Source organism: Streptomyces sp. NPDC001380 (genome assembly GCF_042895785.1).
Classification (GTDB): Bacteria; Actinomycetota; Actinomycetes; order Streptomycetales; family Streptomycetaceae; genus Peterkaempfera.
Map to the genome: position 1 here is coordinate 115,614 of NZ_JBIAWP010000011.1, position 23,478 is coordinate 139,091.

Genomic DNA, 23,478 nt, shown 5'->3' on the forward strand with positions numbered 1-23,478 from the left:
TCAGGAGTCGGCGCGGGCCGCCCCGACGGCGGCGGAGAGCGCCTCCTTGATACGGGGGCCGAGGCGGGTGAAGCCCAGCTCCTTCATGATCGCGCGCAGCAGTTCCTCGTCGGTGCGTCCGACACCGTCGCTGTCGATCCAGCGGGCGAGGGCGGTGAGGTCGGCGGCCGAGTAGGCGGCGACCGGGCGCCCCGGGGTGAGGGACGGCTTGCGCGGGCGGCGCGTCCTGGCCGCCGGGCTCGACGCAGCGGCGGCGGGCTCCGCTACGACGGGCTCTGCGGTGGCGGGGGCGGCCGATCCGGCGGGCTCGGGCTCGGGTTCGGCAACGGGTTCGGCAACGGGCTCGGGCTCGGGCTCGGGCTCGGGCTCGGTGACGGGCTCGGGCTCGGGCTCGGTGACGGGCTCGGGCTCGGGCTCGGTGACGGGCTCGGCCACGGCAACGGGCTCGGGCTCAGTGACGGGCTCGGCAACGGGCTCCGGCTCCGGCTCGGGCTCGGTGACGGGCTCGGCCACGGCAACGGGCTCGGGCTCGGGCTCGGGCTCGGCGACAGGCTCGGCCACGGCAACGGGCTCCGGCTCCGGCTCGGCGACAGGCTCGGCGACAGGCTCGGCCACGGCAACGGGCTCGGGCTCGGACTCGGGCTCGGGCTCGGGCTCGGGCTCGGGCTCGGGCTCGGGCTCGGCGACAGGCTCGGCCACGGCAACGGGCTCGGGCTCGGGCTCAACGACGACCGGAGCAGGCACCTCGGCGGCGGGCATGGGCGAGGCAGCAGGCTCGTCCTCGGCCACGGCGGCCGGGGCCGGGGCCGGGGCGGTCTCCACCTCGTCGGCAGGGGCGGTGACGGCCTCGACGTCCTCGACCTGCTCGGCCGCGTCGGGACCGTGCTCCGCCACGGGAGCCGGGACGGCGTCGTCGCCCGGACCGGCCACAGCCTCGGCCTCGGCCGACTCCGACCCGGCGTCCTCGGCGTCCTCGTGCGCGGCGTCCTCGTGCGCGGCGTCCTCGTGCGCGGCGTCCTCGTGCGCGGCGTCGTCGTGCGCGGCGTCGTCGTGCGCGGCGTCGTCGTGCGAGGCGTCCTCGGACCCGGCGTCGTCGTGCGCGGCGGTGTCCGAACCGTCCTCGGCCCCGGCGTCGCCGCCGTGCAGGGCGTCGTACTCCGCCACCGCGCGGTCGGCGTCGGCCTGGACGTCCGCCAGCTTCTCCAGCAGGGAGCCCAGACCGGCCCGCTCCAGCTCGGCGCGCTGCTGGTGGAGCGAGGCCAGGCGGTGGAGGGTGCCCTCGTCGGCGGCCAGGACGTCGAGGAGCTCGGCGAGTTCGGCGAGCGGCAGGCCCTGCAGTCCGGCGTCGGGGAGGAGCCGGTCCAGTTCCCGCAGGCTCGCCTCCATCCCCTGGACGTGCTGGACCAGTTCGCCGAAGAGGTCGGCGTCGGACGGCGCCGCGGGCGTGGAGCCGGGCGCCTCCTTCTGCCAGTCGGCCCGGACCGCGGCGGCCTCCACCAGCGCGGCGTGCAGGACGGCGCGCCGCACCCAGCGGGACACCGCGAGCCGCTTGGCCTGCTTGACCAGGGAGCGGCGGGGGCCCAGGGCGAGGCCGCCGGTGGCGGTGGCGTCGGCGAGGGCGTCGAGGTCGGCCTCGTACGCCTCGGGCCGCAGGGTGCCGAGCGTGGCCGCGACGCGGACCAGCAGGGCCGCGGCGGCGGTGAGTTCGGCGGCGGTGGCCGGTTCGGCGAGCGGGGTGGCGGCGGCGATGCGCGGCGCGGCGGCGCGCAGCGCGGGCAGGTCGCGGCCGCGGAGCTCGGCGAGCGCGGTGGAGGCGGCGCGGGCCTCCTCGGCGGTGGTGACGGTGCCGGCCGCCGCGGACCACGGGCCGGCGGCGTCGGCGGGGGCGAACCCGCCCTGGGCCGCGTGGCCGCGCAGCAGGTCGCGGATGCCGGAGCGGTCGCCGTCTGCCTCCGCCGGGTCCGGCGCCGGGGCGCCGGGGGCGGGTGCGGAGGTGTGGGAGCGCGGCTCGGGGACGGAGGCGGCGGGGGCTTCTTCGGTGCTGTGGGGCTGTGGCGCAGGCATGTGGGGTCCGGTTCGGGGCGAGGAGGTCGACGGTTCCGGCCGACGCGGTGAGCGACGGGGCCGGCCGGGCTGCTGCCGCGGTTCGGGCGCCATGGGGCGGTTGGTGCTCCGGAGCGGCGATGGACGCCAACAATACGGGTGGGGCGTGAACGCGCGCACGTACCCCGGCGATGTCACACCCGATCGTCCACCGATCGCCCGCCGGTCGCCCGCCTGCCGTCCTCCGGCCGCCGACCGGTCCGGGGACGGCCGCAGCGCGGCCGGGCCCCTCAGCCGGCACCGGGCAGCGGGGCGCCGGCCTCCTCGGCGATGCGCCGCACCAGCCTCGGCAGGGCCGTGCCGATGGGCTCGCGGACGATCTCGGCCGCGAGCGGGTCGTACGGGGTGGGCTCGGCGTTGACGACGACCAGCCGGGCGCCGCTGGCGACCGCGACGTCGACCAGCGAGGCCGCCGGATGGACCTGCAGGGAGGTGCCGACGGCCAGGAAGAGGTCGCAGGCCCGGGCGATCGAGCGGGCCTGTCCCAGCACCTGCGGGTCCAGTCCCTCGCCGAACATCACGGTGGCCGACTTCAGGACGCCGCCGCAGACGAGGCAGGCCGGGTCGTCCTCGCCCGCCGCCACCCGCTCCAGCGCGGCGCCCATGTCGTCGCGGGCGTGGCAGCGGGTGCACTGGGTCCGGTGGGCGGTGCCGTGCAGTTCGAGGACCTTGCGGGCGGGGAGGCCCGCCCGCTGGTGCAGGCCGTCGACGTTCTGGGTGAGCACGCGGACCGGCACGCCGGTGCGCTCCAGGTCGGCGAGGGCGCGGTGGCCGGCGTTGGGCTCGGCCCGCAGGGTCGGCGCGTCGCGGCGGACCCGCCACGCGCGGCGGCGGATCCCGGGATCCCCCATGTAGTACGAGTAGGTGACGAGCTTCTCCGCCTCGGGGTCGCGCCGCCACACGCCGTCGGGGCCGCGGTAGTCGGGGATGCCGGAGTCGGTGGAGATCCCGGCACCGGTGAGGACCGCCACCAGGGGGAGGCGGTGCGCTGCGTCGCCGTCGTCCGGCGCGGTGCGGTGCTGCTCGTCCATACGGCAAGGCTAGGAGGCGCACCTCGCGGAGGGCGAACGGATTGCGGGGCGGCCGCCGGAGGCGGCGGGCGGGTGCGCCGGCCGCCCGGCTCGGCCACCATGGACGGCATGGCAACCCCGATGACCGACAGCGAATGGCGGGCCTTCGTCAGCGAGGGCACCCGCACCGGCAAGCTCGCCACCACCCGGGCCGACGGCCGCCCGCACCTGGCGCCGGTCTGGTTCCTGCTCGACGGCGACGACGTGGTCCTCAACACCGGGAAGGAGACGGTCAAGGGCCGCAACCTCGCCCGGGACGGCCGGGTGTCGCTCTGCGTCGACGACGAGCGGCCGCCCTACTCCTTCGCCGTGCTGGAGGGGCGGGCGGAGCTGAGCGAGGACCTGGCGGAGGTCCGCCGCTGGGCGACGCGGATCGCCGCCCGGTACATGGGGGAGGACCGCGCCGAGGAGTACGGGGCCCGCAACGGCGTGCCGGGGGAACTGCTCGTGCGGATCCGGGTGGAGAAGGCCGTGGCGGTCCGCGACCTCGCCGACTGACGGGGCTCCCCGGCCGGCGCGCGCCTCGCCACGGCGTCCCGCCTGTCCGGTGGGGGCCCGGCGGGCCGCCGTGCGCCGGGCGCGGCTCAGTCCGGGACGCGCGCGTCCGGGGCGGCGGCCTGCCCGGGGAGGGCGGCGCCCGGCTGCGGGGTGAAGCGCACCGGCAGCGCCACCGGTCCGCGCATGATCCCCGACGGGATCCACGCCACCTCGTCGAGGGGGACCGCCGCCTCCAGGCCGGGGAGGCGGCGCAGCAGGGTGCCGAGCGCGACCGCGGCCTCCAGGCGGGCCAGGGGGGCGCCCAGGCAGTAGGGGATCCCGTGGCCGGACGAGAGGTGGCGGGCGGCGTCCCGGGTCAGGTCCAGCGCGCCCGGGTCGGCGGTGCCGGCACCGGACCCGTCCCTGCCCACCGAGGTCAGGGCGACCTGCACGATGTCGCCGCGGCGGATGAGGCACCCGCCCAGCTCGACGTCGTCGGCGGCGAACCGCTGCGGGGTGAGCTCCACCGGGGCGTCGTACCGCAGGAACTCCTCCACCGCGCCCGGCAGCAGCTCCGGCCGCTCGCGCAGCAGGCGCGCCTGGCCGGGGTGGCGCAGCAGCGCCACCAGGGCGTTGCCCAGCAGGTTGACGGTGGTCTCGTGGCCCGCGACCACCAGCAGGACGGCCGTGCCGACGAGTTCGGTGTCGGAGAGCCGCCCGTCTTCCTCGTCCCGCACCGCCACCAGCGCGGAGAGCAGGTCGTCGCCGGGCCGGGCACGCTTGGCGGCGAGCAGGTCGGCCAGGAACCGGCTGAGCGCGGCGGCGCCCTCGCGGGCGGCGGACGACGGGTTGCCGAGCGCCTGCTGCGACCAGGTGCGGAAGCCGTCGCGCTGCTCCTCGGGCACACCGAGGAGTTCGCAGATGACGGTCATCGGCAGGGGGGCGGTGAAGGACGCCACCAGGTCGGCCTCGCCGAGCGGGGCGAAGGCGTCGACGAGCCGGTCGGCGACGTCCCGGACGCGGGGCGCCAGCGCCTCCGCGCGGCGCGGGGTGAACGCCCCGGCGACCAGGCGGCGCAGCCGGGTGTGCTCGGGCGGGTCGGCGGTCAGCATGTTGCCGCCCAGGCCGACGCCGGGCCGGTTCGACAGGTAGCCGGCGGCCTCCAGGGCCGCCTCGGCCGGGGGGGGTGTCCTTGCCGAGGGCCGGGTGGAGCAGCGCCTCGCGGGCGGCGTCGTGGCCGACCACCAGCCACCCCTCCAGGCCGCGGGCGAACCGCACCCGGTGCACGGGGCCGCGAGCCCGCAGGGCGGCTTAGCGGGCGTGGGCGTCGGCCTTGAAGTCCGGGGTGCCGACCAGGGGCGGCTCCGGGTCCGCACCGGGCGCCGGCGCCTGCGCCTGCGCCCGGTGCCCGCCGTCGGCGGCGGACGGGTCCCGGCCGTCACGCCGGCTCCGGCCGTCCTGTCCGTCCCGGCTTCCCCGCACGCCGCCCCCCGGCCGATCGGACGTCAACAGCCTTCCCTCGCAGGACGGTAGCAGCGGGACGCCCGTCGCGGACCCGGCGGACGCGGGGAAACCGCCCGGTGCGCCTGTCGGCGGCGGCCCGGGCACCACGGCGCTCTCCGGGCACGTACCGCCCGGCCGGTCCTCCCGCACCACGCCACGGAAGGCAGCGACAGCGCGATGAAGCACCTCGAGGCGGCGGATCCGGCACGTCCCGGCCCCTACCGCCTGGTCGCACGGCTCGGGGCTGGCGGCATGGGCCGGGTCTACCCGGCACGCAGCCCCGGGGGCCGGACCGTCGCCCGGCACTTCGACCGGGTGGACCTCCTCCCCGACCGCTGACCGGCCGTCCGGGGCGGCGATGGTGCAGTGTTCCTGTCAGATCGGGACGGGATAGGATCGTCCGGCCCCGGGCTGTGGGGCAGCTGACGTTGACGGGGAACCAGCGATGGCAGGGGGACGCGCAGTGGCCAACGGCTACCGGGTCAATACGGACGAACTGGAGGCGGTCGTCACCAGGCTGAGGAACCTGCAGAGGAACCTCGGCGAGACGGCCGGCAAGGCCACGTACAACACCGTGCTCGCGGCGTCGGACGTGGGATGGGACTTCCCCGAGGCGCACGAGCTGCACGGGGCGCACACGCGGATGAAGGCGTCCCTCGAGGAGCTGATCAGGAAGCTCGAGGCGATGATCGACGACTTCGGCGGCAAGACGAAGGCCGTGACGGACTCGTACCGCGAGAGCGAGTACAGCATCCGGACGGCCATGAGCGGCGGCGCGCAGCCCGAGTCCGGATCGAGGCTGGCCTGATGAGCGACAGGGTCGACGTCCCGATGGGCACCACCCGTGCGGGGATCACCAACTTCGAGCACTGGGACCTCATCCCGATCAAGCAGATGGTCGAGAACAGCCGCCCCGAGCGGATGGACGAGGTCGCCGACCACTGGATGAGCGTCAAGCGGGAGCTCGACACGGCCGCCCGGGAGCTCAAGGCCGCCACGGACCACATCGCCGCCCACTGGGAGGGTTCGGCCGCCGACGGCTTCGCCCAGCGCTCGGCCGTCCTCCAGGAGAGCATCAGCAACACCGGCCTCCACGCCGAGAACACCTCCCACGCGCTGAGGCACGCGAGCCGGTCCCTCCAGGCGGCCAAGACCGAGATGGCCTCCATCCACGTGCCCAGCACGTGGGAGAAGGCCAAGGACAAGCTGGGCGACGGCAGCCGGAGCGACACGCAGTTCCGCGCCGACGTCGCCGCCGGCATGGACCGTGACGCGGCGGTGCAGAGGAACTCGGGCAGCCTGTCGCTCCTGGAGGAGCGGCACCAGCAGGCCATCGCGGTGATGGAGCGGCTGGCGCCGCAGTACAAGGCCGCCAGCAACGTGATGGTTCCGCCGGACTCGTCCGGCAAGGGACACCTCAACCCGATCCCGTCGCCGCCGAAGCAAAGGATCAATTCGCCCGGTGACGTCGGCCCCGCCCCGAAAAGTCCTCGCGGTATCGGCGGGGGCACCGAAAGCGGCGATCGCCGGGTAAGCACCCGTCCGACCTATCGCGATCCCGGCTCGGTGGGCGACGGCACACACACCGGCAACGGTGACATCGGCATTCACCAGACCCGCGGGACTCCGCCCGGAGGAGGAACGGCGCCTCCGGGCGGGGACCACCGGATCGACACACAGCCGCCCTCCCACACAGGCATTGACAGCCACGGCGGCGGTTCGACCACACCGGGCACTCAGGTCCCGGGCGGCATCGGCTCCGGGACAGGCGGCGGATCGGGCAGCGGCGGATACGGCGGCGGGTCCGCCGGCGGAGGCGTCGGTTCCGGCAGTGGATACACCGGCGGCGGCCTGCCCGGCGGCGGCTACGGCGGGGCGCGAGGCGGCAGCAGCACGTCGTCGACCGGCGGCCGTACAGGGAGCGGGTACGGAGGCGGTACGACCGCGGGCCGCACAGGGGCAGGCGGTGGCTCCGCCGCCGGGCAGGGCCGTACCGGAACCGGCGCCGGAGGCATGGGCGGCATGTCGGGCATGGGCGGCGGCCGAGCCGGGGCCGGCTCGCGCGGAAGCGGACTGGCGCGACGCGGCGGCGGCATGATCGGCGCAGACGGCAAGCGCGCCGGTGGCGCCTTCACCGAGGGTGGTTCCGGGCTCGGCCGCAACCGCGGCAACGCGTCCGCCAACGGCCGGAACGGTGGTGCGATGCCCGGTGCGGGGGCCGGGGGCCAGCGCAAGAAGGACAAGCGGGGCAGTCGTCCTGACTACCTGGTCGAGGACGAGGACACCTGGACCGGCGGAGACGGCCCGGTGAACCCGCCCGTGATCGAATGAACCGGACTCGCCGCGAGCCCGAGCAGAACGTCGGCAGTGGCCCCGCGCGCACCGCGCGGGGCCACTGGCCTGCACAGGGAAGGAAGCACCGCATGAAGCCCACACGAACACTGCGGGCACTGACCGGAGTACTGCTCGCAGGCGCCGTCGCGCTCGTCGGCGCGCCCGCCGCCCACGCAGACAACATCAGAGACCTTCAGATGCAGTGGCCGTTGAAGGATTTCAATGTCCAGAACATCTGGAGGATCACGACCGGATCCGGGGTGAAGGTCGCTGTTATCGACTCGGGAATCGACGCATCCCACCCGGATCTTACGGGCCAGATCCTTCCTGGGACAGACGCCAGACACGGCGGCGACGGAAGGAAGGACTACGACCCGGAGAAGCACGGGACGAGCATGGCCAGCATCATCGCCGGCCATGGACACGGGTCGAACAACTCCGACGGTGTTGTCGGCCTGGCACCCGGTGTCAAAATCCTGCCGGTTGCAAAGTTCGGCGCTGATGGGACCAACGGTACAGGGCGGGCCATTCATTACGCTGTAGACCACGGCGCTTCAGTCATCAGCATGTCCATCGGTGGTGTCGATGAGCCACCCGATCTTCGAGAAGCAGTGGCGTACGCCCAGCGACACGACGTGGTTCTCATCGCGGCATCGGGCAACGAGGCAAGCAGTCAGGAAAACTTTCCGGCAGCACTGCCTGGGGTTGTGGCCGTCGGAGCGGTGGACAAGGGGCTCAGGGTTTGGCGGGATTCCAATTACGGATCCTATTTGGCCTTGACCGCACCCGGAGTAGACGTGACCTCTGCTACGACAGCAACCGCAAGTGGCTACGGATCAGGGACGGGAACCTCGGACGCAACAGCTTTCGTCTCGGCTGCGGCAGCGCTGATCCGGGCCAAGTATCCCGACCTGACCGCCGGGCAGGTCGTCAACCGGCTCGTCAAGACGGCATATGTGCCTGAGGAGCTCAAGGGACGCAAACTGCCGGACCCCCACTACGGCTACGGCATCATCCGCCCCTACAAGGCCCTGACCGCCGACATCCCGCCCGGTCCTGAGGAGGGCCCGCTCCCCCGGGCCGCAGCGCCGGGCGCCTCGGCCGGCAGCGGCACGACGCCGCAGTCGGGCGCGCCCGCGCCCTCCGGGAACGGGCCCGGCACGGCCGCCGCCCAGGACGACGGCCTGTCCACCGGTGCCCTGGTCGGGATCGCGGCCGGAGGCGTCGCCCTGCTCGTCGTCGTCGTCGTGGTGATCGCCGCCGTGTCCCGCGGCCGGCGTCGGCCCCCGGGCGGCCCTGGCGGGCCGCAGGGCCCGGGCGGCGGTCACCCCGGCACCGCGCCGCCGTACCCGCCGCAGCCCTGGCCCGCCCAGGCGCAGCCGGGCGGCTACCCGCCGCCGCAGCAGCAGTACCCCCTGCCCTACGGACAGCCGCAGCCCGGCAACCCGTACGCGCAGGGCGGGTACGGCCAGCCCCCGCAGCAGCACTGACGTGGCCGATGCGGCCGGCGCCCCTCGCTCTCCGGCCTCCGGACGCACGGGTGCCGCCCGTTGGTCCGGGAGGCTGGTGCGGAACGGCCCGCCCCTGCCCACGGGGGCAGGAGCGGGCCGGCTGGGGTGCACCCCGTCGGTTCCGACTCCGCAAGGGTGCGTCGCAGGCCGCGCCGTGCGCGGGCGGCGGCTACTGGACGAGTGCGCTGAGCGTGGGCAGGTAGCCCGAGGCGTGGCCGTCGACGTTGGGGTGGTAGGAGTCCGACAGCGGGATGGAGGGGCCGTTGAGCCACTGGGTGCCGGAGCACAGCCGGTGTCCGGCGAACCTGCCGTCGACGTCGGCGAAGGTGAAGCCGGCCGCCTGGGCGCGGTCCCGGAGGGTGGAGTTCATGATGAGGCCGACGTCGTCGATGCGCTGGCGGCGGTTGAGGGCGATCCCGCCGAAGCAGCTGCCGGTCTCGTACAGCTGGGGGTAGCTGAGGACGACGACCCGGGCGTAGGGCGCCCTGCTGCGGATCGCCCCGTACAGGCTGTCCAGTCGGCCCGGCAGAGTGTTGCGGATGATGGACTCGGCGTTGTCGAGCTTGCCGAAGCAGTCGGCGTCGCTGCTGGTGCGGCAGGCGGTGACGACGTCGGCGAAGCCGGCGTCGTTGCCGCCCGCGGTGATGGTCACCAGGTCGGTGCCGCTGTTGAGCGGGCCGAGCTGGCCGCTCTGGACGGTCTGGGTGGTGGCCCCGGTGCAGGCGGTGAAGGAGAAGCTCCGGGTGCCGTAGCGGGACGCCCACAGGGCGGGGTAGGACTTCGAGGAGCGCTGGCAGGTGCTGTCCAGGTCGTAGGTCCTGGTGCCGACGCCCGCGCTGTAGGAGTCGCCGAGGGCGACGTAGTCGGTCTGCGTGCTCGCCTGGGCGGTGCCGGCGGCCATCACCCCTCCGCCGAACAGAGTGGCCGCCGCCACCCATACGACGGCCCAGGTGCGGACCAGGGCTCTTCTGTTCGGTCTGGTGCGGTCGTGCGCCATGTTTCACCTCACTGTGGGAACCGGGCGGCAGGCAGCCCCGCACGGATCGCGTGCGGTGCTCCTGGCCTGTGCGAATGCGGCTCCGTGCCGACGGCTGCCGTACGGATCCGATGGGGCCGGACCGGCAGGCCGTGACACGTGGACACAGGATTGCGTGCGTAACTCAGGTCACAACTGTCTCGTTGTGACTTTTTTTGATCGACCATGTCGAAGTTGTCATGACGCTCACAAAAGTCCGCCGGCACCGGGCGTCCGGTGCGGCGCGTCCGAGCCGGGGGTCCGGCGTCCGCACCCCCGCCCGTCTCCGGTCGGCGGACCCGGCCCGGTGCCGCCCGGCAGCACTCCTCCACGTCGTCCTCGGACCGGTCCGCGCGAGGGGGAGAGGGCGCGGGGTCCGTTGTGACGGGTGCCCTGGTGTGCGGTGACGGGCATGGGGGATGATCTTCGGAATCCCAGACCGGAGGACCCCGCCCCATGACCGCCGTCGAAGAGTCCGGCCAGCAGCCCGCGGACGTGGCCGCGCGTGCCCGTCTCGCCGCAGACCTCAGGTCGGCGTACGAGGACGGTGCGCGGGTGAAGGACCTCGCGGTGGCGTCGCACCGGGCGCAGAGCGAGGTGCGGCGGCTGCTGCGGGAGGCCGGGGTGGTGCTGGGCGGGGCGCCGCGGCGGCGTCCGGGGCGGGTGCGGGCAGCCGCGCCGCCGACCGGGAAGACGTCCGGGGAGGCGGCCGGGGGCGGCCGGGCCGGTGCTGCCGGGGCGGGGGCCGCGGTGTCCGGAGGGTCCGTGCCGGGGCGGTCCGCGACGGTGGAGCGGCAGCGTCTGCGGGCGCGGGTGGTCCGGGTGGGCGCGGACACGTCCTTCGTCGTGCTGCCGGAGTGGCGGCCCGCGATCGCGGTCCCGGTGGCGACGACGGTCCTGCTGGCCGCCACCGGACTGCCGCGCGAGGGGCTGCGCGGTGCGGAGCTGTCGGCCGTGGTGGACCCCGGCGCCGTGCACGACCGGGACCTCGCGCCGGAGGGCTGGCGCCCGGACGGGAGCGCGTCGGGGCAGGCCGGGCCGGCCGGGCCGACGGATTCGGCGGCGCACGACGTGACCGGTACGGGCGCCGACGGCACGGAGGCCGCCGGGGCGGAGTGCGCGGAAGCCGGGACCGGGTGAGACGGCCGGGGCCTACGCTGGCCGGGTGACCGCTCCGGTGATCCTGCTGCCCTGCGACCCCCTCGCGCCGCGCCGTACGGACGGACACTTCGCCGGCGAGGCGGAGGTGGTCCGTGAACTGGGCGGCGACACCGCGCTCGTGGACCACGACGCGCTGCTGGCCGGTGACGCGGAGGCGGCGGTGCGCCGGGTGCCGCGCGGACCGTCCGCCGCCTGGTACCGGGGCTGGATGGTCCCGTCGGCGGCCTACGCGGCCCTGGCCCGGGCCCTGGCGGCGCGGGGCTGCACGCTGCTGACGACGCCCGCCGGGTACACGGCCGCGCACGAACTCCCCGGCTGGTACGGGGCGTTCGAGGGGGCCACGCCGCAGAGCACCTGGCTGCCGGGTGCGGCGGTGCCGCCGCCGCACGAGCTGGCCGCCGCGGCCCGCCGGCTGGGCGGTACGGGACCGGCGGTCGTGAAGGACTTCGTGAAGTCCCGCAAGGACGAATGGGAGGAGGCCTGCTTCGTCCCGGACCTGGCGGACACGGCCGCGCTGCACCGGGTGGTGTCCCGGTTCGTCGAGCTGCAGGGGGAGTTCCTGACCGGGGGTGTAGTGCTGCGCCGCTTCGAGCGGTACCGGCTGCGCGGGGGCCGGGCCGAGGAGTGGCGGGTGTGGTGGGTGGACGGGGAGGCCGCCCTGGTGACGCCGCATCCGGACGCGGCCGTCCTCGCCGGGGGCACACCGGCGGCCGATCCCGACCTGGGGGCGGTGCGCCCGCTGGTGCACGCGCTGGGGTGCCGGTTCGTGACGACCGACCTGGCGGTCCGGGAGGACGACGGGCGCCTGCAGGTGGTGGAGGTCGGCGACGGGCAGGTCAGCGACCTGCCGCAGGGCGCGGACCCCGCGCCGCTGCTGGCGGCGCTGGTCTCCTGCTGAGGACGGCGGGCCGGCCGACGGCCCGGGCCGGGAGACCGGGAGACCGGGAGACCGGGAGACCGGATGGCGGTCGCCCCCGGCGCGCGGCACGACGGGGGCGCCCCCTGGTACGGAGGCGGCCGCTCCGCTGCGGCGGCAGCGGAGCGGCCGCGGCCCGGCACCGGGGAGCCGGTGCGCCGTGCGGCCCGGCTGCCCGGCCGTTCGGCTGCCCGGCCGTTCGGCTGCTCGGGCTGCCCGGGGTCAGGCGCAGCGGTGGTTGGCGTTGATGCAGCCCACCACCGCGCGCATCAGGCGGTCGGACATCACGTTGACGAAGTCCCCGTGGTCGGTGACCGCCTTGTGGAGCTGCTCCGGGAAGGTGTCGAGCGCGAAGACCTGGCCGCGCGGGACGTTGTAGGAGAGGACCATCCGCAGCTGCGGCACCGGCTTGAGGCCGGCCGCGCAGCGTCCCGTGCGCGGGTCGGGGAAGGCCACGTGGGTGCGGTGGTTCGCGCTGTCGGTGTTCTTCCCGTCCCAGCAGCTGGGGAAGTCCAGGACCCGGATCGTGCGGCGGCCGCCGGGGCACACGGGGTACGTGTCGGAGAGGCGGCGGTCGGTGAAGCCGCTGCAGGTCCACTGCGCCCTGGCGTTGGCCGTGCCGTTGGTGACCGCCTTGGCGTCGCCGGTGATGACGCGCATGAAACGGGGCATCGGGACGACCTTGGCGACGGGGTTGCCGCGGAACTGCAGGCTCACCGCGGCGGGCTTGAGGATCTGGCCGACGTTCTGGTCCTGTCCGCCGCCGGGCGCGTTGGCGTCGGCCTCCTGCACGTTGTTGCGCAGCCGCAGGACCGGCCAGAAGTAGGCGGAGCGGTCGTTGCGGACGCAGGTGGTGCCGGCGGCCGCGAGGGTCTGGTCGTTGGAGAAGCCGTCGCTGGTCTTGTTGCCGACGTAGTCGTGCATGTGGTGGGCGCCGTTGGAGACGCCCGGGGCGACGATGAAGTTGTCGGGGTTGTTGTGGTCGCTCACGCCGCAGCGGGAGAAGAAGACGCCGCGTGATCCGCCGCGGCGGGTGCGGGGCTCCCTGACGTTGGGCCCGACCCTGGTGATGTCGGTGAAGTCGCGCCGGGAGAGCGGGGAGGCGTTCTGTGCGCCGCCGCCGTTCTGGCCGTTCTGGCCGTTCTGGGCCTGTCCGCTCGGCGCCTGGCCGCCCTGGGCCTGGCCCTCCTGGCCGACCTGGCTGCTCTGGTTCTGGACGCCCGTGGCGGAGGGGGCCGGGGAGGCGGCTGCCACGGGCGTTCCGGAGCCGTAGCGCCAGGTGTGGGCGAGGGCGGTCTGGTTGACCACGGCGAGGCCGCCGCCGGCCACGGCCAGGCCGACGGCGAGGGCGGTCCAGGTGCGGCGGGTGCGGCGGAACCGGTGCGCGCTGCGCGGGGCCGGCGTCTGCGGGTCGGAGGTCCCGAACATCGTCGAAGCACTCTCCCTTTCAACGGTGGGTGGCGGTGGGAGGAGGGCGGCCGCTGGCGGGTGGCCGGTGGCGAGGGGCGGGTCGGCAGGCCGTGGCCGGCGGGTCGGGGCGGGGTCAGTAGCCGCCGGTGGAGCCCGTCGTGGTGCCGGTGGAGGTGCCGGTGACGTCCTGGACGCCCTGTCCGCTCTGGACGCCCTGTCCGCTCTGGACGCCCTGCCCGCTCTGGACGCCGGTGCCGACCTGGCCCGGCTGGCCGGGCTGGCCGGGCTGCCCGGGCTGCCCGACCTGGCCGGACTGCTGCTGGGTGGTGCCCTGGACCGTGCCGGCGGCGGGGACGCCCGCTGCGCCGCTGCTGGCGGCCCAGGCGTTGGCGAGCTGGGTGACGGGGAGTGCCTGGCCCACGGCCACGCCGGGCGGCAGCGGGGCCGGCGGCGCGGGCGGCTGCGTGGCGGCCGCGGCGATGGAGTCGAAGTCGACGACGCCGGTCCTCTCCAGCACGGTGATGTGGTCCAGCACGGTGTTGTTGGCGCTGTCGGCGAGCTGGCGGACCAGGGTGTTGCGGGTGCTGTTCCGGATCTTGGCGATGGCCCCGAAGATGATCCCGTGCTGGGTGCGCAGCAGCTGGGCGAAGGTACGGTCGAAGGCCGGGCCCTGCGCGGCCTGCTCCTGCTGGAGGAAGCCCTGCTGCTGGTCGGAGGGCTGGTTGGGGAGGCCCATCCCGAGCTGCGCCGCGATCTTGAGGGTCTGGGCGTCGAGCTTCTTGTGGCCGTCGATCAGGTGCTGGGCGGCGACGTGCACGGACGGGTTGGTGGTGTGCGTCTGCGCCATCATGCCGCTGGGCAGCTCCCAGAGCCCGGCCAGCCGGACCTTGGTGACGAAGGTCCGCTCGTCCGGGGTGAGCGGGCCGAAGGCGGTCTGGACGGTGCCCGCGGGCAGGCTGTCCGAGGCGACGGCCTGCGCGGCCGGGGTGCTGCCGCCGCCCTGCTTGTACACCCACAGGGGCACGACCACCGCGACGAGGCCGACGGCCAGCATCCGCAGCAGCCGTGACTGTCCGGGGCCGCCGCGGGACGGCCTTCGGTCGTCCGTCGGCGGTCGGTTGGGCGTACGCATACGCATCAGGCCTCCTCGGTGGCGGCGGGAGCCTGCGGGAAGAGCAGGGCTGCCGGCTACTGGCGGACGGTGCACCGCGCGGGTGCCGTGTCGGTCGCCTCTCGTACGCCCCGGCGCGCGGTTCGGTTCAGGGGCGCGCCGGGCGGGTTCCGAGGAGGGGACGGGAAGGCCGGAGGGAGGGCGGGCGGGCGGAGGCGGAGGGGGCCCGGGGAGGGGACGTGGAGGGGGGGCGCGGCCCGTCCGGCAGGCGGAGCGGCGGCTCGTGCGCGTCCGGCCGCGCCCGGCCCCCGGAGGGGTCGGACGCGGCCGGACGGGGTCATCGTGCGGGGCGGGGTCGTCGTGCGGGGCGGGGGGCGGATCAGCGCACGGGGGCGGGCAGCCGGCGGGCGTCGGCCTCGTCCTCCTCGCCCGTGAAGGCCCGCCAGAGCCGGGCGTAGGTGCCGTCGGCGGCCAGCAGGGCGTCGTGGGTGCCGTCCTCGACGACGCGGCCGCGGTCGAGGACGACCACCCGGTCGGCGCGGGCGGCGGTGGTCAGGCGGTGGGCGATGACCAGGGTGGTGCGGCGCCCGGCGAGGCGGTCCGCGGCGCGGTTGACGGCGGCCTCGGTGGCGAGGTCGAGGGCGGCGGTCGCCTCGTCGAGGAGCAGGATGTCGGGGTCGACGAGTTCGGCGCGCGCCAGCGCGAGGAGCTGGCGCTGGCCCGCGGAGAGGTTGCGGCCGCGCTCGGAGATGCGGTGCAGGTACCCGCCGGGGAGGCGGGCGACCATCTCGTGGGCGCCGACGGCGCGGGCCGCCGCCTCGACCTCGGCGTCAGAGGCGTCCGGGCGGCCGTAGGCGATGGCGTCGCGGACGGTCCCGGCGAAGAGGTGGGCCTCCTGCGGGACGACGCCGAGCCGCTGCCGGTAGCCGGCGAGGTCGTAGTGCCGCACGTCGGTGCCGTCGACGCGGACGGCGCCGCCGGTCGCGTCGTAGAACCGGGCGACCAGCTTGACCAGGGTGGACTTGCCGGCGCCGGTCTCGCCGACCAGGGCGACGGTCTGCCCGGCGGGGATGCGCAGCGAGATGCCGGTGAGCGCCTCGGGCTTGCGCCCGCCGCGGCCCGGACCGCCCGCGCCCGCGCCGTTCGCCGTGGCCGGCCCGTCCACGGTGCCGCCGCCGCCGTCGTAGGCGAAGTGGACGTCGTCGAGGTGGACCTCGCCGCGCAGCCCGGTGACCGGGAGCGGGGCGGCGGCCGGCGGGGTGCTGGTGGGGGTGCGCAGCAGGTCGCGGATGCGGGCGAGTCCGACGGCGGCCTGCTGGTAGCCGTCGAAGACCTGGGAGAGCTGCTGCACCGGGGAGAAGAACAGGTCGATGTAGAGGAGGTAGGCGACCAGGGCGCCGGTGGTGAGGGTGCCGGCGTCGACCCGCCGGGCGCCCTCGATGAGGACGAGGGCGGCGGCCGTGCTGGAGAGGAACTGGACGAAGGGGAAGTACAGCGCGATGTAGAGCTGGGCCCGGATGCGGACCGTGCGGTACTCGTCGCTGCGGGCGGTGAAGCGGTCGGCGTTGACGTCCTCGCGGCGGAACGCCTGGACGATCCGCAGGCCGGCGGTGTTCTCCTGCAGGTCGGCGTTGACCGTGGAGACCTTCTCGCGGGCCAGGGTGTACTGCGCCGAGGACTTGCGGCGGAAGACGAGGGTGGCGCCGACGAGGAAGGGCAGCACGGCGAAGACCACGAGGGCGAGCCCCGCGTCGATGACGAGCAGGGCGGCGAAGATCCCGAAGAAGGTCAGCAGGCTGACCACGGCGGTGACGACACCGGTCTGCAGGAAGGTGGAGAGGGCGTCGACGTCGGTGGTCATCCGGGTCATGATCCGGCCGGCGAGCTCGCGCTCGTAGTAGTCCAGGCCGAGCCGCTGGAGGTGGGCGAAGATCTTGACGCGCAGGACGTACAGGACGCGCTCGCCGGTGCGCCCGCTCAGCCGGGTCTCGGCGGTCTGCACCAGCCAGTCGAGGAGCACGACGGCGAGGGCGGCCAGGGAGGCCGCCGCGACGCCGCCGACCGCGGCCTTGCTGACGCCGTCGTCGATGCCGTGGCGGATCAGGACGGGCAGGGCGAGGCCGGCCGCCGCGTCCACCGCGACGAGCAGCAGGGCGGCGGCGAGGGGGCGGCGGAAGGGGCTGAGCAGGCGGCGCAGCGTGAAGTCGGGGTCGGCGGCGCGGGCCTCCCCGGCCGGCAGGTCGGGGGTGTCGGCGGCGGGCGGGAGGGCGGCGACCTTGGCGAGCAGGTCGGGGGTGGCGGGCAGCGAGCCGAGGTTGCGGGAGACGGGGCCGCCGGAGCCGGCCGCCGCCATGGCGCGGGCGGCGGTGGCGGCGGGGTCGTCGTCGCCGTCGGTGTCGGGGTACCGCTCGCGGTCCCACAGGGCGGGGGTGACCGTGCCGCGGGGGACGCGGCCGTCGGGGGACGCGGCGCCGGGGGCGTGGCCGTCCGGGACGTGGCCGTCGGGGGACGGGGCGTGGCCGTCCGGGGCCGTGACGCCGTCCGGGGCCGTGACGCCGTCCGGGGCGTGGCCGTCGGCCGCGGCGGGGGTGCCGGCGGCCGGGTCGGCGGTGCGGACGTCGGCGGCCATGGCGTCCGGGTCGGTGAGCAGCGTCCGGTACAGGGCGCAGCGCTCCTGCAGCTCCTCGTGGGTGCCGAGGTCCACCAGGCGGCCGCGTTCCAGGACGGCGATGCGGTCGGCGAGCTGCAGCGTGGAGCGGCGGTGGGCGATGAGGAGGGTGGTGCGGCCGCGCATGACGCTGCGCAGGGCGTCGTGGATCTCGGCCTCGATCCGCGCGTCGACGGCGGAGGTGGCGTCGTCCAGGAGCAGGATGCGGGGGTCGGTGAGGATGGCGCGGGCCAGGGCGATGCGCTGGCGCTGGCCGCCGGAGAGGGTGAGGCCCTGCTCGCCGACGACGGTGTCGTACCCGTCGGGCAGCGCGGCGATGAAGCCGTCGGCCTGGGCGGCGCGGGCAGCGGCCTCGACCTCGGCGTCGGTGGCGTCGGGGCGCCCGTAGGTGATGTTGGTGCGGACGGTCTCGGAGAACAGGAAGCTGTCCTCGGGGACGATGCCGACGGCCGCGCGCAGGGAGTCCAGGGTGAGGTCGCGGACGTCGTGGCCGTGGACGCGGACGGTTCCGGCGGTGGCGTCGTAGAAGCGGGGCACCAGCATGCCGACGGTGGACTTGCCGGAGCCGGAGGCGCCGACCAGGGCGACGGTCTCGCCTGGGGCGAGGCGGAGGGTGAGGTCCCGGACGACCGGCTCCGGCGCGTCGCCGCCCCCGGCCGGGGTGCCGGTGCCGGTGTAGGCGAAGGTGACGTGGTCGAAGGCGAGGGCGGGGGTGCCGTCGTCGGCGTCGGCGTCGGCCTCGGCGGGGGTGAGGACGTGGGCGCCGGGCCGCTCGGTGACCACGGGCCGCTCGTCGACGAGCTGGAGGACGCGCTCCACGCCGGCCCTGGCCTGCTGGCCCACGGTGAGGAGCATGGTGAGCATCCGCACGGGGCCGGTCATCTGGGCGATGTAGGAGGAGAAGGCGACGAAGGTGCCGAGGGTGACCTGGCCGCGCACGGCCAGCCAGCCGCCGAGGGCCAGCACGGCGACCTGGCCGAGGGCGGGGACGGCCTGCATGGCCGGGCCGTAGCGGCTGTTGAGCCGGACGGCGCGGAGCCGGGAGGCGAACAGGCGGCGGGAGGCGCGCTCCAGGCGGCCGAGCTCCTGCTCCTCCTGGCCGAACCCCTTGACGACGCGGACGCCGGTGACGGCCCCGTCCACCACGCCGGCGACGGCGGCGGCCTGCTGCTGGGCGGCCCAGGTGGCCGGGAACAGCCGCTTGCGGCTGAGCTGGGCGAACCACCACAGGGCGGGGCCCATGACCAGGGCGACCACGGTGAGCAGCGGGGAGAGCCACAGCATGACGGCGACCGACATGAGGAAGAGCAGGAGGTTGCCCGTCATCATCGGCAGCATCGACAGCAGGCCGTTGATCAGCTGGAGGTCGGAGGTGGCGCGGCCGACGACCTGGCCGGTGTCCAGCTGGTCCTGGCGGACGCCGTCGAGGCGGGTGAGGGAGCGGAAGAGGTCGGTGCGCAGGTCGTGCTGGACGTCGAGCGCGAGCTGCCCGCCGTAGTAGCGGCGGACCCAGGTGAGGCCGAAGACGGCGAAGGCGGCGAGGACGAGCAGGGCCGCCCAGGGGGTGAGGGGGCGGGTGTGGGCGGTGACGACGTCGTCGATGATGAGCCGGGTGATCAGCGGGACGACGGCGGTGACGGCCATGCCGGCGAGTGAGGCGCCGAAGGAGAGCAGCACGTTGCGCCGGTAGGGGCGGCAGTAACCGGTCAGGCGGCGCAGCCAGCCGGGGGCGGGCTGTTCTCCGGCGGAGTCATGAGCCTCATACATATTTAGAGATACTAATCATCTGTCCGGGGAGCGTCCACCGGCGCCCAGCCGTACAGGCGGTCGACGCGGAGGCGCACCACCAGCCGCCGGTCGGCCACCATCGCGGCGCGGTACTCCTCCCAGTCGGGGTGCTCGCCCTGGATGAGCCGGTACACCTCGACCAGCTCGTCCACGACCGCGTCGTGCGGGTCGGCGGCGACCGGGGTCAGCTCGGCGGTGCCCTCGGCGACGGCATACGCGCCGAAGTCGGGGGTGGTGGCGTAGAGGCTCGCCCGCGGGTCGCGGCGCAGGTTGGCCGTCTTGGCCCGGCCGTCGGTGGTGGAGAAACGGACGGTGCGCGAGGCCGGGTCCCAGGTGCAGCTGACGTTGGAGAGCTGCGGTCGGCCGTCGCGCTTGAGGGTGGCCAGGGCCGCGGTGCGGGCGGAGCCCAGGAGGGCTTCGAGGGCGGGCGGGAGGTGCTCTGCCATGCGCTTCCACCTCGGGCGGGGTGCGGACGGGGGTGCGGGTACCGCTCCAGCATCCCTCTCCGCCGCCGGGCGGCGCACCCGTCCGCCGACGGGTGCGCCGCCCGGCGGTGGTCCTGCGCCCGCCGGTCCGGGCCCGGCCGGGGCCGGGCCCGGACCGGCGGGCGCCGCGGGGTCAGCCGAGGGTGGTGACGTCCTTCGCCGCCGGCGCCTGGGCGGCGACGGGCCGGTCGAAGCCGCCGAAGCGGACGGTGCCGTCGTCGCCGCCGCCCGTGGGCACCAGCTGGAGCACCCAGGGCCTGCCCTCCGTCGCGACGTACGCGGTCTCGGTCGCCCTGCCGTCCCTCCCGCTCAGGACGACGGCGGCCCTGCCGCCGACGGCGGTGCGGGCGCCCTTCCCCATGCCGGCGGTGTCCTCGTCGAACCCGCCGAGGAGGTCGCGGAGGTCGCGGAGGTCGCACATGGACGCCATGTCCTTGCAGTCGGAGTCGGTGCCCCGGATCCTGGCCCAGCGGCCGTGGAGGCAGCGGGCGGCCGCCGCGCCGTCCTTCCCCTGCGACCTCCAGAAGGCCTCGTCGCACCCGAGGTGGACGGTCCGGCCGGCCTCGACCGGCTCGGCGCCGCCCTTGCCCGGGTCCAGCGTGCCGGCGCAGTCGCCCCTGGTGTCCATGCGCATGGGGAACCCGGGGACGTCCCCGCCGGGCGCGCCCTTCATGTCCACGGTGACGGAGCGGAGGGACGTCATGGCGGCCGAGGCCCTGGCGGCCATCTGCTGCGCGCCCGGGTCGGCGAGGCCCGTGGGGGACGGCGCGGGGGAGGCCGCGGCGGGCGCCCCGGAGGCGCTCCCGCCGCCCGCGCCGCCCGGGCCGCCCGGGCCGCAGGCGGTGAGCGCGACGGCGGCACCGCAGGCGGCGGCCAGGAGGAGGGTGCTGCGGGTGCGGCGGCCCATGGTGGTTCTCCTGCGAGGACGGTGGAGGCGGCGGGGGCGAAGCCATCAGGGCATGTCTTGTTAACGGAGTCAACGTAGTAAATTCCTCTAGAAGTTTTACACGCCGTGAACACGCGGGGTCGCTATGATCGCGGCGACCGCAGGTGACAGGGGGACACGTGCCGGACAGGACCGAGGTGACCGCGGGCGGCATCGCCCGCCTCGCCGGCGTGGGGCGGGCCGCCGTGAGCAACTGGCGGCGCCGGCACGCGGACTTCCCCCGCCCGGTGGGCGGCACGGACACCAGCCCGGCCTTCGACGCCGCCGAGGTCGAGGCGTGGCTCCTGCGCCGCGGCAAGCTCACCAGCATCCCCCTGCGCGAGCAGGTGGGCCAGCTGCTCCTGGCCGACCCGGCCGGCGCCGCGGCCGCCCTCGCCCGCGCCGGGGCCGTCCTGCTGCTGGCGCAGGAGCGGCCCGGGGAGTGGAGCGGCCCGGCGGCGGTGCGCGACGGGCTCGGACCGGCCGTCGCGGAGGTGCTGGCCGAGCGGCTGGGCCCGGGCCACCCGGTGCCCGTCGACGGGTACGCCGAGCGGCTGCCGCTGCTGCGGGGCGCGGCCTCGCTGGCGGACGAGCTGGGCCCCCGCCAGGCGTACGAGTTCCTGCTGGGCCGGCTGCCGGACACCGGGCCCCGGGCCGGCGCCGCGACTCCCGCCGGCACGGCGGAGCTGATGGCCGCGCTGGCCGGGCCCGCCGCCGCCGTCCTGGACCCGGCGGCCGGCACCGGCGCCCTGCTGCGCGCGGCAGGCGCGCCGGACGCCGTGTACGCGCAGGAGTCGGACCCGCAGGCGGCGGCCCTCACCGCCCTGCGGCTGGCCCTGCACGGGCCCGGACGGGTCCGGGTGCACGTCGGCGACAGCCTGCGCCACGACGCCTTCCCCGGCCTGGCGGCCGACGCGGCGCTGTGCCATCCGCCGTTCAACGAGCGCGCCTGGGGCCACGAGGAGCTGGCCTACGACCCTCGCTGGGAGTACGGGCTGCCCGCGCGGGCCGAGTCCGAACTGGCCTGGGTGCAGCACGCCCTCGCCCGGCTGCGGGACGGCGGGGTCGCGGTGCTGCTGCTGCCCCCCGCGGTCGCCTCCCGCAGGTCGGGGCGGCGGATCCGCGCCGACCTGCTGCGCCGGGGTGTGCTGCGGGCCGTGGTCGCGCTGCCCGCGGGGGCCGCGCCGCCGCACGCGATCCCGCTCCACCTGTGGGTGCTGCGGCGGCCCTCGGTGGGCGCGGCCGCCGACCCGCGGCTGCTGGTCGTCGACGCCGGCGCCCTGCCCGCCGGGGACGGCGGGCGGCAGCCGTGGCAGGCGGTGCGGTCGGCGGTTCTCGACGCCTGGGACGCGTTCGAGGCCGGCGGCGCCGGGGCCGAGCGGCCCGGGGTCAGCCGGGTCCTGCCCGTGATCGGCCTGCTGGACGACGACGTCGACCTGGCACCGGCCCGGCACCTGCCGCCGCCGCGGGACGGCGGGGCCGACGGACTGGCCGGGGTCCGCGACCGGCTCACGGCGGCCCTGCTGCGCACCTCCGAACTGGCCCCGCAGGCACCCCCCGCCGGGCCGGCGCGGTGGCCGGTGACCACCGTCGGGCAGCTCGCCCGGGACGGGGCGCTGGTGATGCGGGCCGGGGGCGGCGGCACGGCCCCCGGCGGGGGCGGGCCGCGGGTGCTGACCGAGCACGACGTCGTGGCGGGCACCGCCCCCAGCGGGACGCTGCCCGACGGCCCGGCCGAGGAGCCGGTCCTCGTGCGGGAGGGCGACGTGGTGGTGCCGGTGCTCGGCCGGGGCGGGGTGGCGCGGGTCGCCGACGCGGCCCTGGACGGCGCGGCCCTGGGGCGCGGCGTCCACCTGCTGCGGTGCGACCCGGAGGCGCTGGACCCCTGGTTCGTCGCCGGGTTCCTGCGCGGCAGCGCCAACACCAGGCAGGCCAGCAGCTACACCACGGCCGCGACCCGACTGGACGTGCGGCGGCTGCAGCTTCCCCGGCTCCCGCTCGGGGAGCAGCGCCGCTACAGTGAGCGCTTCCGGACCCTGGCCGCCTTCGAGGCCGCCCTGCGGCTCGCGGGCGAGCTGGGCGGGCAGCTCGTCCGGGGGCTGTACGACGGGCTGGCGGACGGCAGCGTCCGCCCGGACTGAGCACCGCCGGACCGGGCACCACCGCCGGACCGGGCACCACCGGACCGGGCACCGCCACCGCCGGGCGGCGCCCGCCCGGACCCGCCGCACACGTCACCACCGCACACGCCACCGCCGCGTGCGCCGCCGACCAGCAGGAGCAGTCATGTCCTTCGGTCCCCCTCCCCCGCCCCCGTGGGCGGAGCGGCCCCGGAGCCGCGCGGCGGCGGTGGCGGCGGTGGTCCTGCGGGTGCTGCTCGCGGCGGTGCCGGTGGCGTCGGTCGGCATCCTGGCGTGGGTCCCCCTGCTGCGGCTGGCCCTCGTGCGGCAGCGCGCGGCGGACTGGTGGGCGTTCTCGGCGGTCGCGGCGGCCTCCACCGGCGCGTTCGTGCTCGCGGGGTACACCCAGGACGAGAACGACTGGCAGACCAACACCGGCGTGGCGCTGCTGCTCCTGCTCGGCGCGGGTTCGGCGGCGTGGTTCCTGTACGCCGACACCCGGCCGAGGCGGTCGCCCACGGGCGGCGCCTGGACGCACCCGGGCTACGCCCCGTACCCGCCGGCCGGGCCGTACACCCCCGGGGGCGCGTACGGCGGCCCGTACACCCCGGGCGCCCCGTACGCACCGGACGCGCCGGGCGCTGCCCGCACCGGGCCGGCGCCGGCGCCGGCCTCGCCGCCGGCCACCTCGCCGCCGCCGGGTTCGCCGCTGCCGGGTTCGCCGTTCGCGGACGCGACGCCGCCCCCGCCCGCGGTACCGCCGCAGGGCGGCCGGATCGACCGGGTGCGGGCCGAGCTGGACGAGCTGAGCGCCTACCTGCGCGAGCAGGAGGGGCGTTGAGCGCACGGGTCGTGGCGGGCCGCTACGAGCTGGCGACGGT

General features: G+C 76.2%; 18 protein-coding genes. 9 read left to right on the plus strand and 9 right to left on the minus strand.

What is annotated here, in order from left to right; translation table 11 throughout:
* Complete coding sequence (locus ACFY07_RS15940; RefSeq protein WP_390869190.1) at nucleotides 1-2,064, minus strand: hypothetical protein; 2,064 nt, start codon at nucleotides 2,062-2,064, stop codon at nucleotides 1-3.
* 269 nt (nucleotides 2,065-2,333) lie between these two features.
* Nucleotides 2,334-3,134, minus strand: a complete 801-nt coding sequence (locus tag ACFY07_RS15945; RefSeq protein WP_390869191.1) for an NAD-dependent deacetylase — start codon at nucleotides 3,132-3,134, stop codon at nucleotides 2,334-2,336.
* Between the two features lie 108 nt (nucleotides 3,135-3,242).
* Here ACFY07_RS15945 and ACFY07_RS15950 point away from each other — a divergent pair, with 108 nt between their 5' ends.
* Nucleotides 3,243-3,671 carry a PPOX class F420-dependent oxidoreductase gene (locus ACFY07_RS15950; RefSeq protein ID WP_390869192.1) on the plus strand — a complete coding sequence of 143 codons (429 nt, stop codon included), beginning with the start codon at nucleotides 3,243-3,245 and terminating at the stop codon, nucleotides 3,669-3,671.
* Nucleotides 3,672-3,757: 86 nt separating this feature from the next.
* Here the strand turns inward: ACFY07_RS15950 and ACFY07_RS15955 are convergent, their stop codons facing one another.
* Nucleotides 3,758-4,762, minus strand: a complete 1,005-nt coding sequence (locus tag ACFY07_RS15955; RefSeq protein WP_390869193.1) for a cytochrome P450 — start codon at nucleotides 4,760-4,762, stop codon at nucleotides 3,758-3,760.
* A 568-nt stretch (nucleotides 4,763-5,330) separates the two neighbouring features.
* On the opposite strand from ACFY07_RS15955, the gene ACFY07_RS15960 reads away from it, so the two are divergent.
* The 4 genes from ACFY07_RS15960 (at nucleotide 5,331) to ACFY07_RS15975 (ending at nucleotide 8,977) form a co-directional block, all read left to right on the plus strand.
* Entirely contained in the window at nucleotides 5,331-5,492 is a 162-nt protein-coding gene (locus tag ACFY07_RS15960; RefSeq protein ID WP_390869284.1) for a hypothetical protein, read from the plus strand.
* Nucleotides 5,493-5,598: 106 nt separating this feature from the next.
* The gene (locus tag ACFY07_RS15965) at nucleotides 5,599-5,961 is read left to right on the plus strand and encodes a hypothetical protein (protein ID WP_230651916.1); all 363 of its coding nucleotides are present in this window, start codon (nucleotides 5,599-5,601) and stop codon (nucleotides 5,959-5,961) included.
* Nucleotides 5,961-7,484: a WXG100 family type VII secretion target gene (locus ACFY07_RS15970; RefSeq protein ID WP_390869194.1), complete on the plus strand. Its 1,524-nt coding sequence runs from the start codon at nucleotides 5,961-5,963 to the stop codon at nucleotides 7,482-7,484. Before ACFY07_RS15965 ends, ACFY07_RS15970 begins: the two co-directional genes overlap by 1 nt.
* Before the next feature lie 92 nt (nucleotides 7,485-7,576).
* The gene (locus ACFY07_RS15975) at nucleotides 7,577-8,977 is read left to right on the plus strand and encodes a S8 family serine peptidase (protein WP_390869195.1); all 1,401 of its coding nucleotides are present in this window, start codon (nucleotides 7,577-7,579) and stop codon (nucleotides 8,975-8,977) included.
* A gap of 190 nt (nucleotides 8,978-9,167) precedes the next feature.
* Here the strand turns inward: ACFY07_RS15975 and ACFY07_RS15980 are convergent, their stop codons facing one another.
* Nucleotides 9,168-9,995, minus strand: coding sequence for an SGNH/GDSL hydrolase family protein (locus tag ACFY07_RS15980; protein WP_390869196.1), 828 nt, complete (start codon nucleotides 9,993-9,995; stop codon nucleotides 9,168-9,170).
* Between the two features lie 474 nt (nucleotides 9,996-10,469).
* On the opposite strand from ACFY07_RS15980, the gene ACFY07_RS15985 reads away from it, so the two are divergent.
* The gene (locus ACFY07_RS15985; protein ID WP_390869197.1) at nucleotides 10,470-11,153 is read left to right on the plus strand and encodes a helix-turn-helix domain-containing protein; all 684 of its coding nucleotides are present in this window, start codon (nucleotides 10,470-10,472) and stop codon (nucleotides 11,151-11,153) included.
* Between the two features lie 25 nt (nucleotides 11,154-11,178).
* Nucleotides 11,179-12,072 (plus strand): ATP-grasp domain-containing protein, encoded by an 894-nt coding sequence (locus ACFY07_RS15990; protein WP_390869198.1) that lies wholly within the window; start codon nucleotides 11,179-11,181, stop codon nucleotides 12,070-12,072.
* Nucleotides 12,073-12,312: 240 nt separating this feature from the next.
* On the opposite strand, the gene ACFY07_RS15995 is transcribed toward ACFY07_RS15990, so the two are convergent.
* The 5 genes from ACFY07_RS15995 to ACFY07_RS16015 all read right to left on the minus strand — a co-directional run bounded on the left by ACFY07_RS15995 (nucleotide 12,313) and on the right by ACFY07_RS16015 (nucleotide 20,459).
* Nucleotides 12,313-13,518: a DUF1996 domain-containing protein gene (locus tag ACFY07_RS15995; protein WP_390869199.1), complete on the minus strand. Its 1,206-nt coding sequence runs from the start codon at nucleotides 13,516-13,518 to the stop codon at nucleotides 12,313-12,315.
* A 115-nt stretch (nucleotides 13,519-13,633) separates the two neighbouring features.
* The gene (locus tag ACFY07_RS16000; RefSeq protein ID WP_390869200.1) at nucleotides 13,634-14,638 is read right to left on the minus strand and encodes a DUF4142 domain-containing protein; all 1,005 of its coding nucleotides are present in this window, start codon (nucleotides 14,636-14,638) and stop codon (nucleotides 13,634-13,636) included.
* A 352-nt stretch (nucleotides 14,639-14,990) separates the two neighbouring features.
* Nucleotides 14,991-19,046 (minus strand): ABC transporter transmembrane domain-containing protein, encoded by a 4,056-nt coding sequence (locus ACFY07_RS16005; protein WP_390869201.1) that lies wholly within the window; start codon nucleotides 19,044-19,046, stop codon nucleotides 14,991-14,993.
* Nucleotides 19,047-19,057: 11 nt separating this feature from the next.
* On the minus strand, nucleotides 19,058-19,513 hold the full coding sequence (locus ACFY07_RS16010) for a PPOX class F420-dependent oxidoreductase (protein ID WP_390869202.1): 456 nt from the start codon (nucleotides 19,511-19,513) through the stop codon (nucleotides 19,058-19,060).
* A 172-nt stretch (nucleotides 19,514-19,685) separates the two neighbouring features.
* Entirely contained in the window at nucleotides 19,686-20,459 is a 774-nt protein-coding gene (locus ACFY07_RS16015; RefSeq protein ID WP_390869203.1) for a hypothetical protein, read from the minus strand.
* A gap of 158 nt (nucleotides 20,460-20,617) precedes the next feature.
* On the opposite strand from ACFY07_RS16015, the gene ACFY07_RS16020 reads away from it, so the two are divergent.
* Both ACFY07_RS16020 and ACFY07_RS16025 read left to right on the plus strand, forming a co-directional pair.
* Nucleotides 20,618-22,618, plus strand: a complete 2,001-nt coding sequence (locus tag ACFY07_RS16020) for an N-6 DNA methylase (RefSeq protein ID WP_390869204.1) — start codon at nucleotides 20,618-20,620, stop codon at nucleotides 22,616-22,618.
* 145 nt (nucleotides 22,619-22,763) lie between these two features.
* Nucleotides 22,764-23,438 (plus strand): hypothetical protein, encoded by a 675-nt coding sequence (locus tag ACFY07_RS16025; protein ID WP_390869206.1) that lies wholly within the window; start codon nucleotides 22,764-22,766, stop codon nucleotides 23,436-23,438.
* Nucleotides 23,439-23,478: the final 40 nt, after the last annotated feature.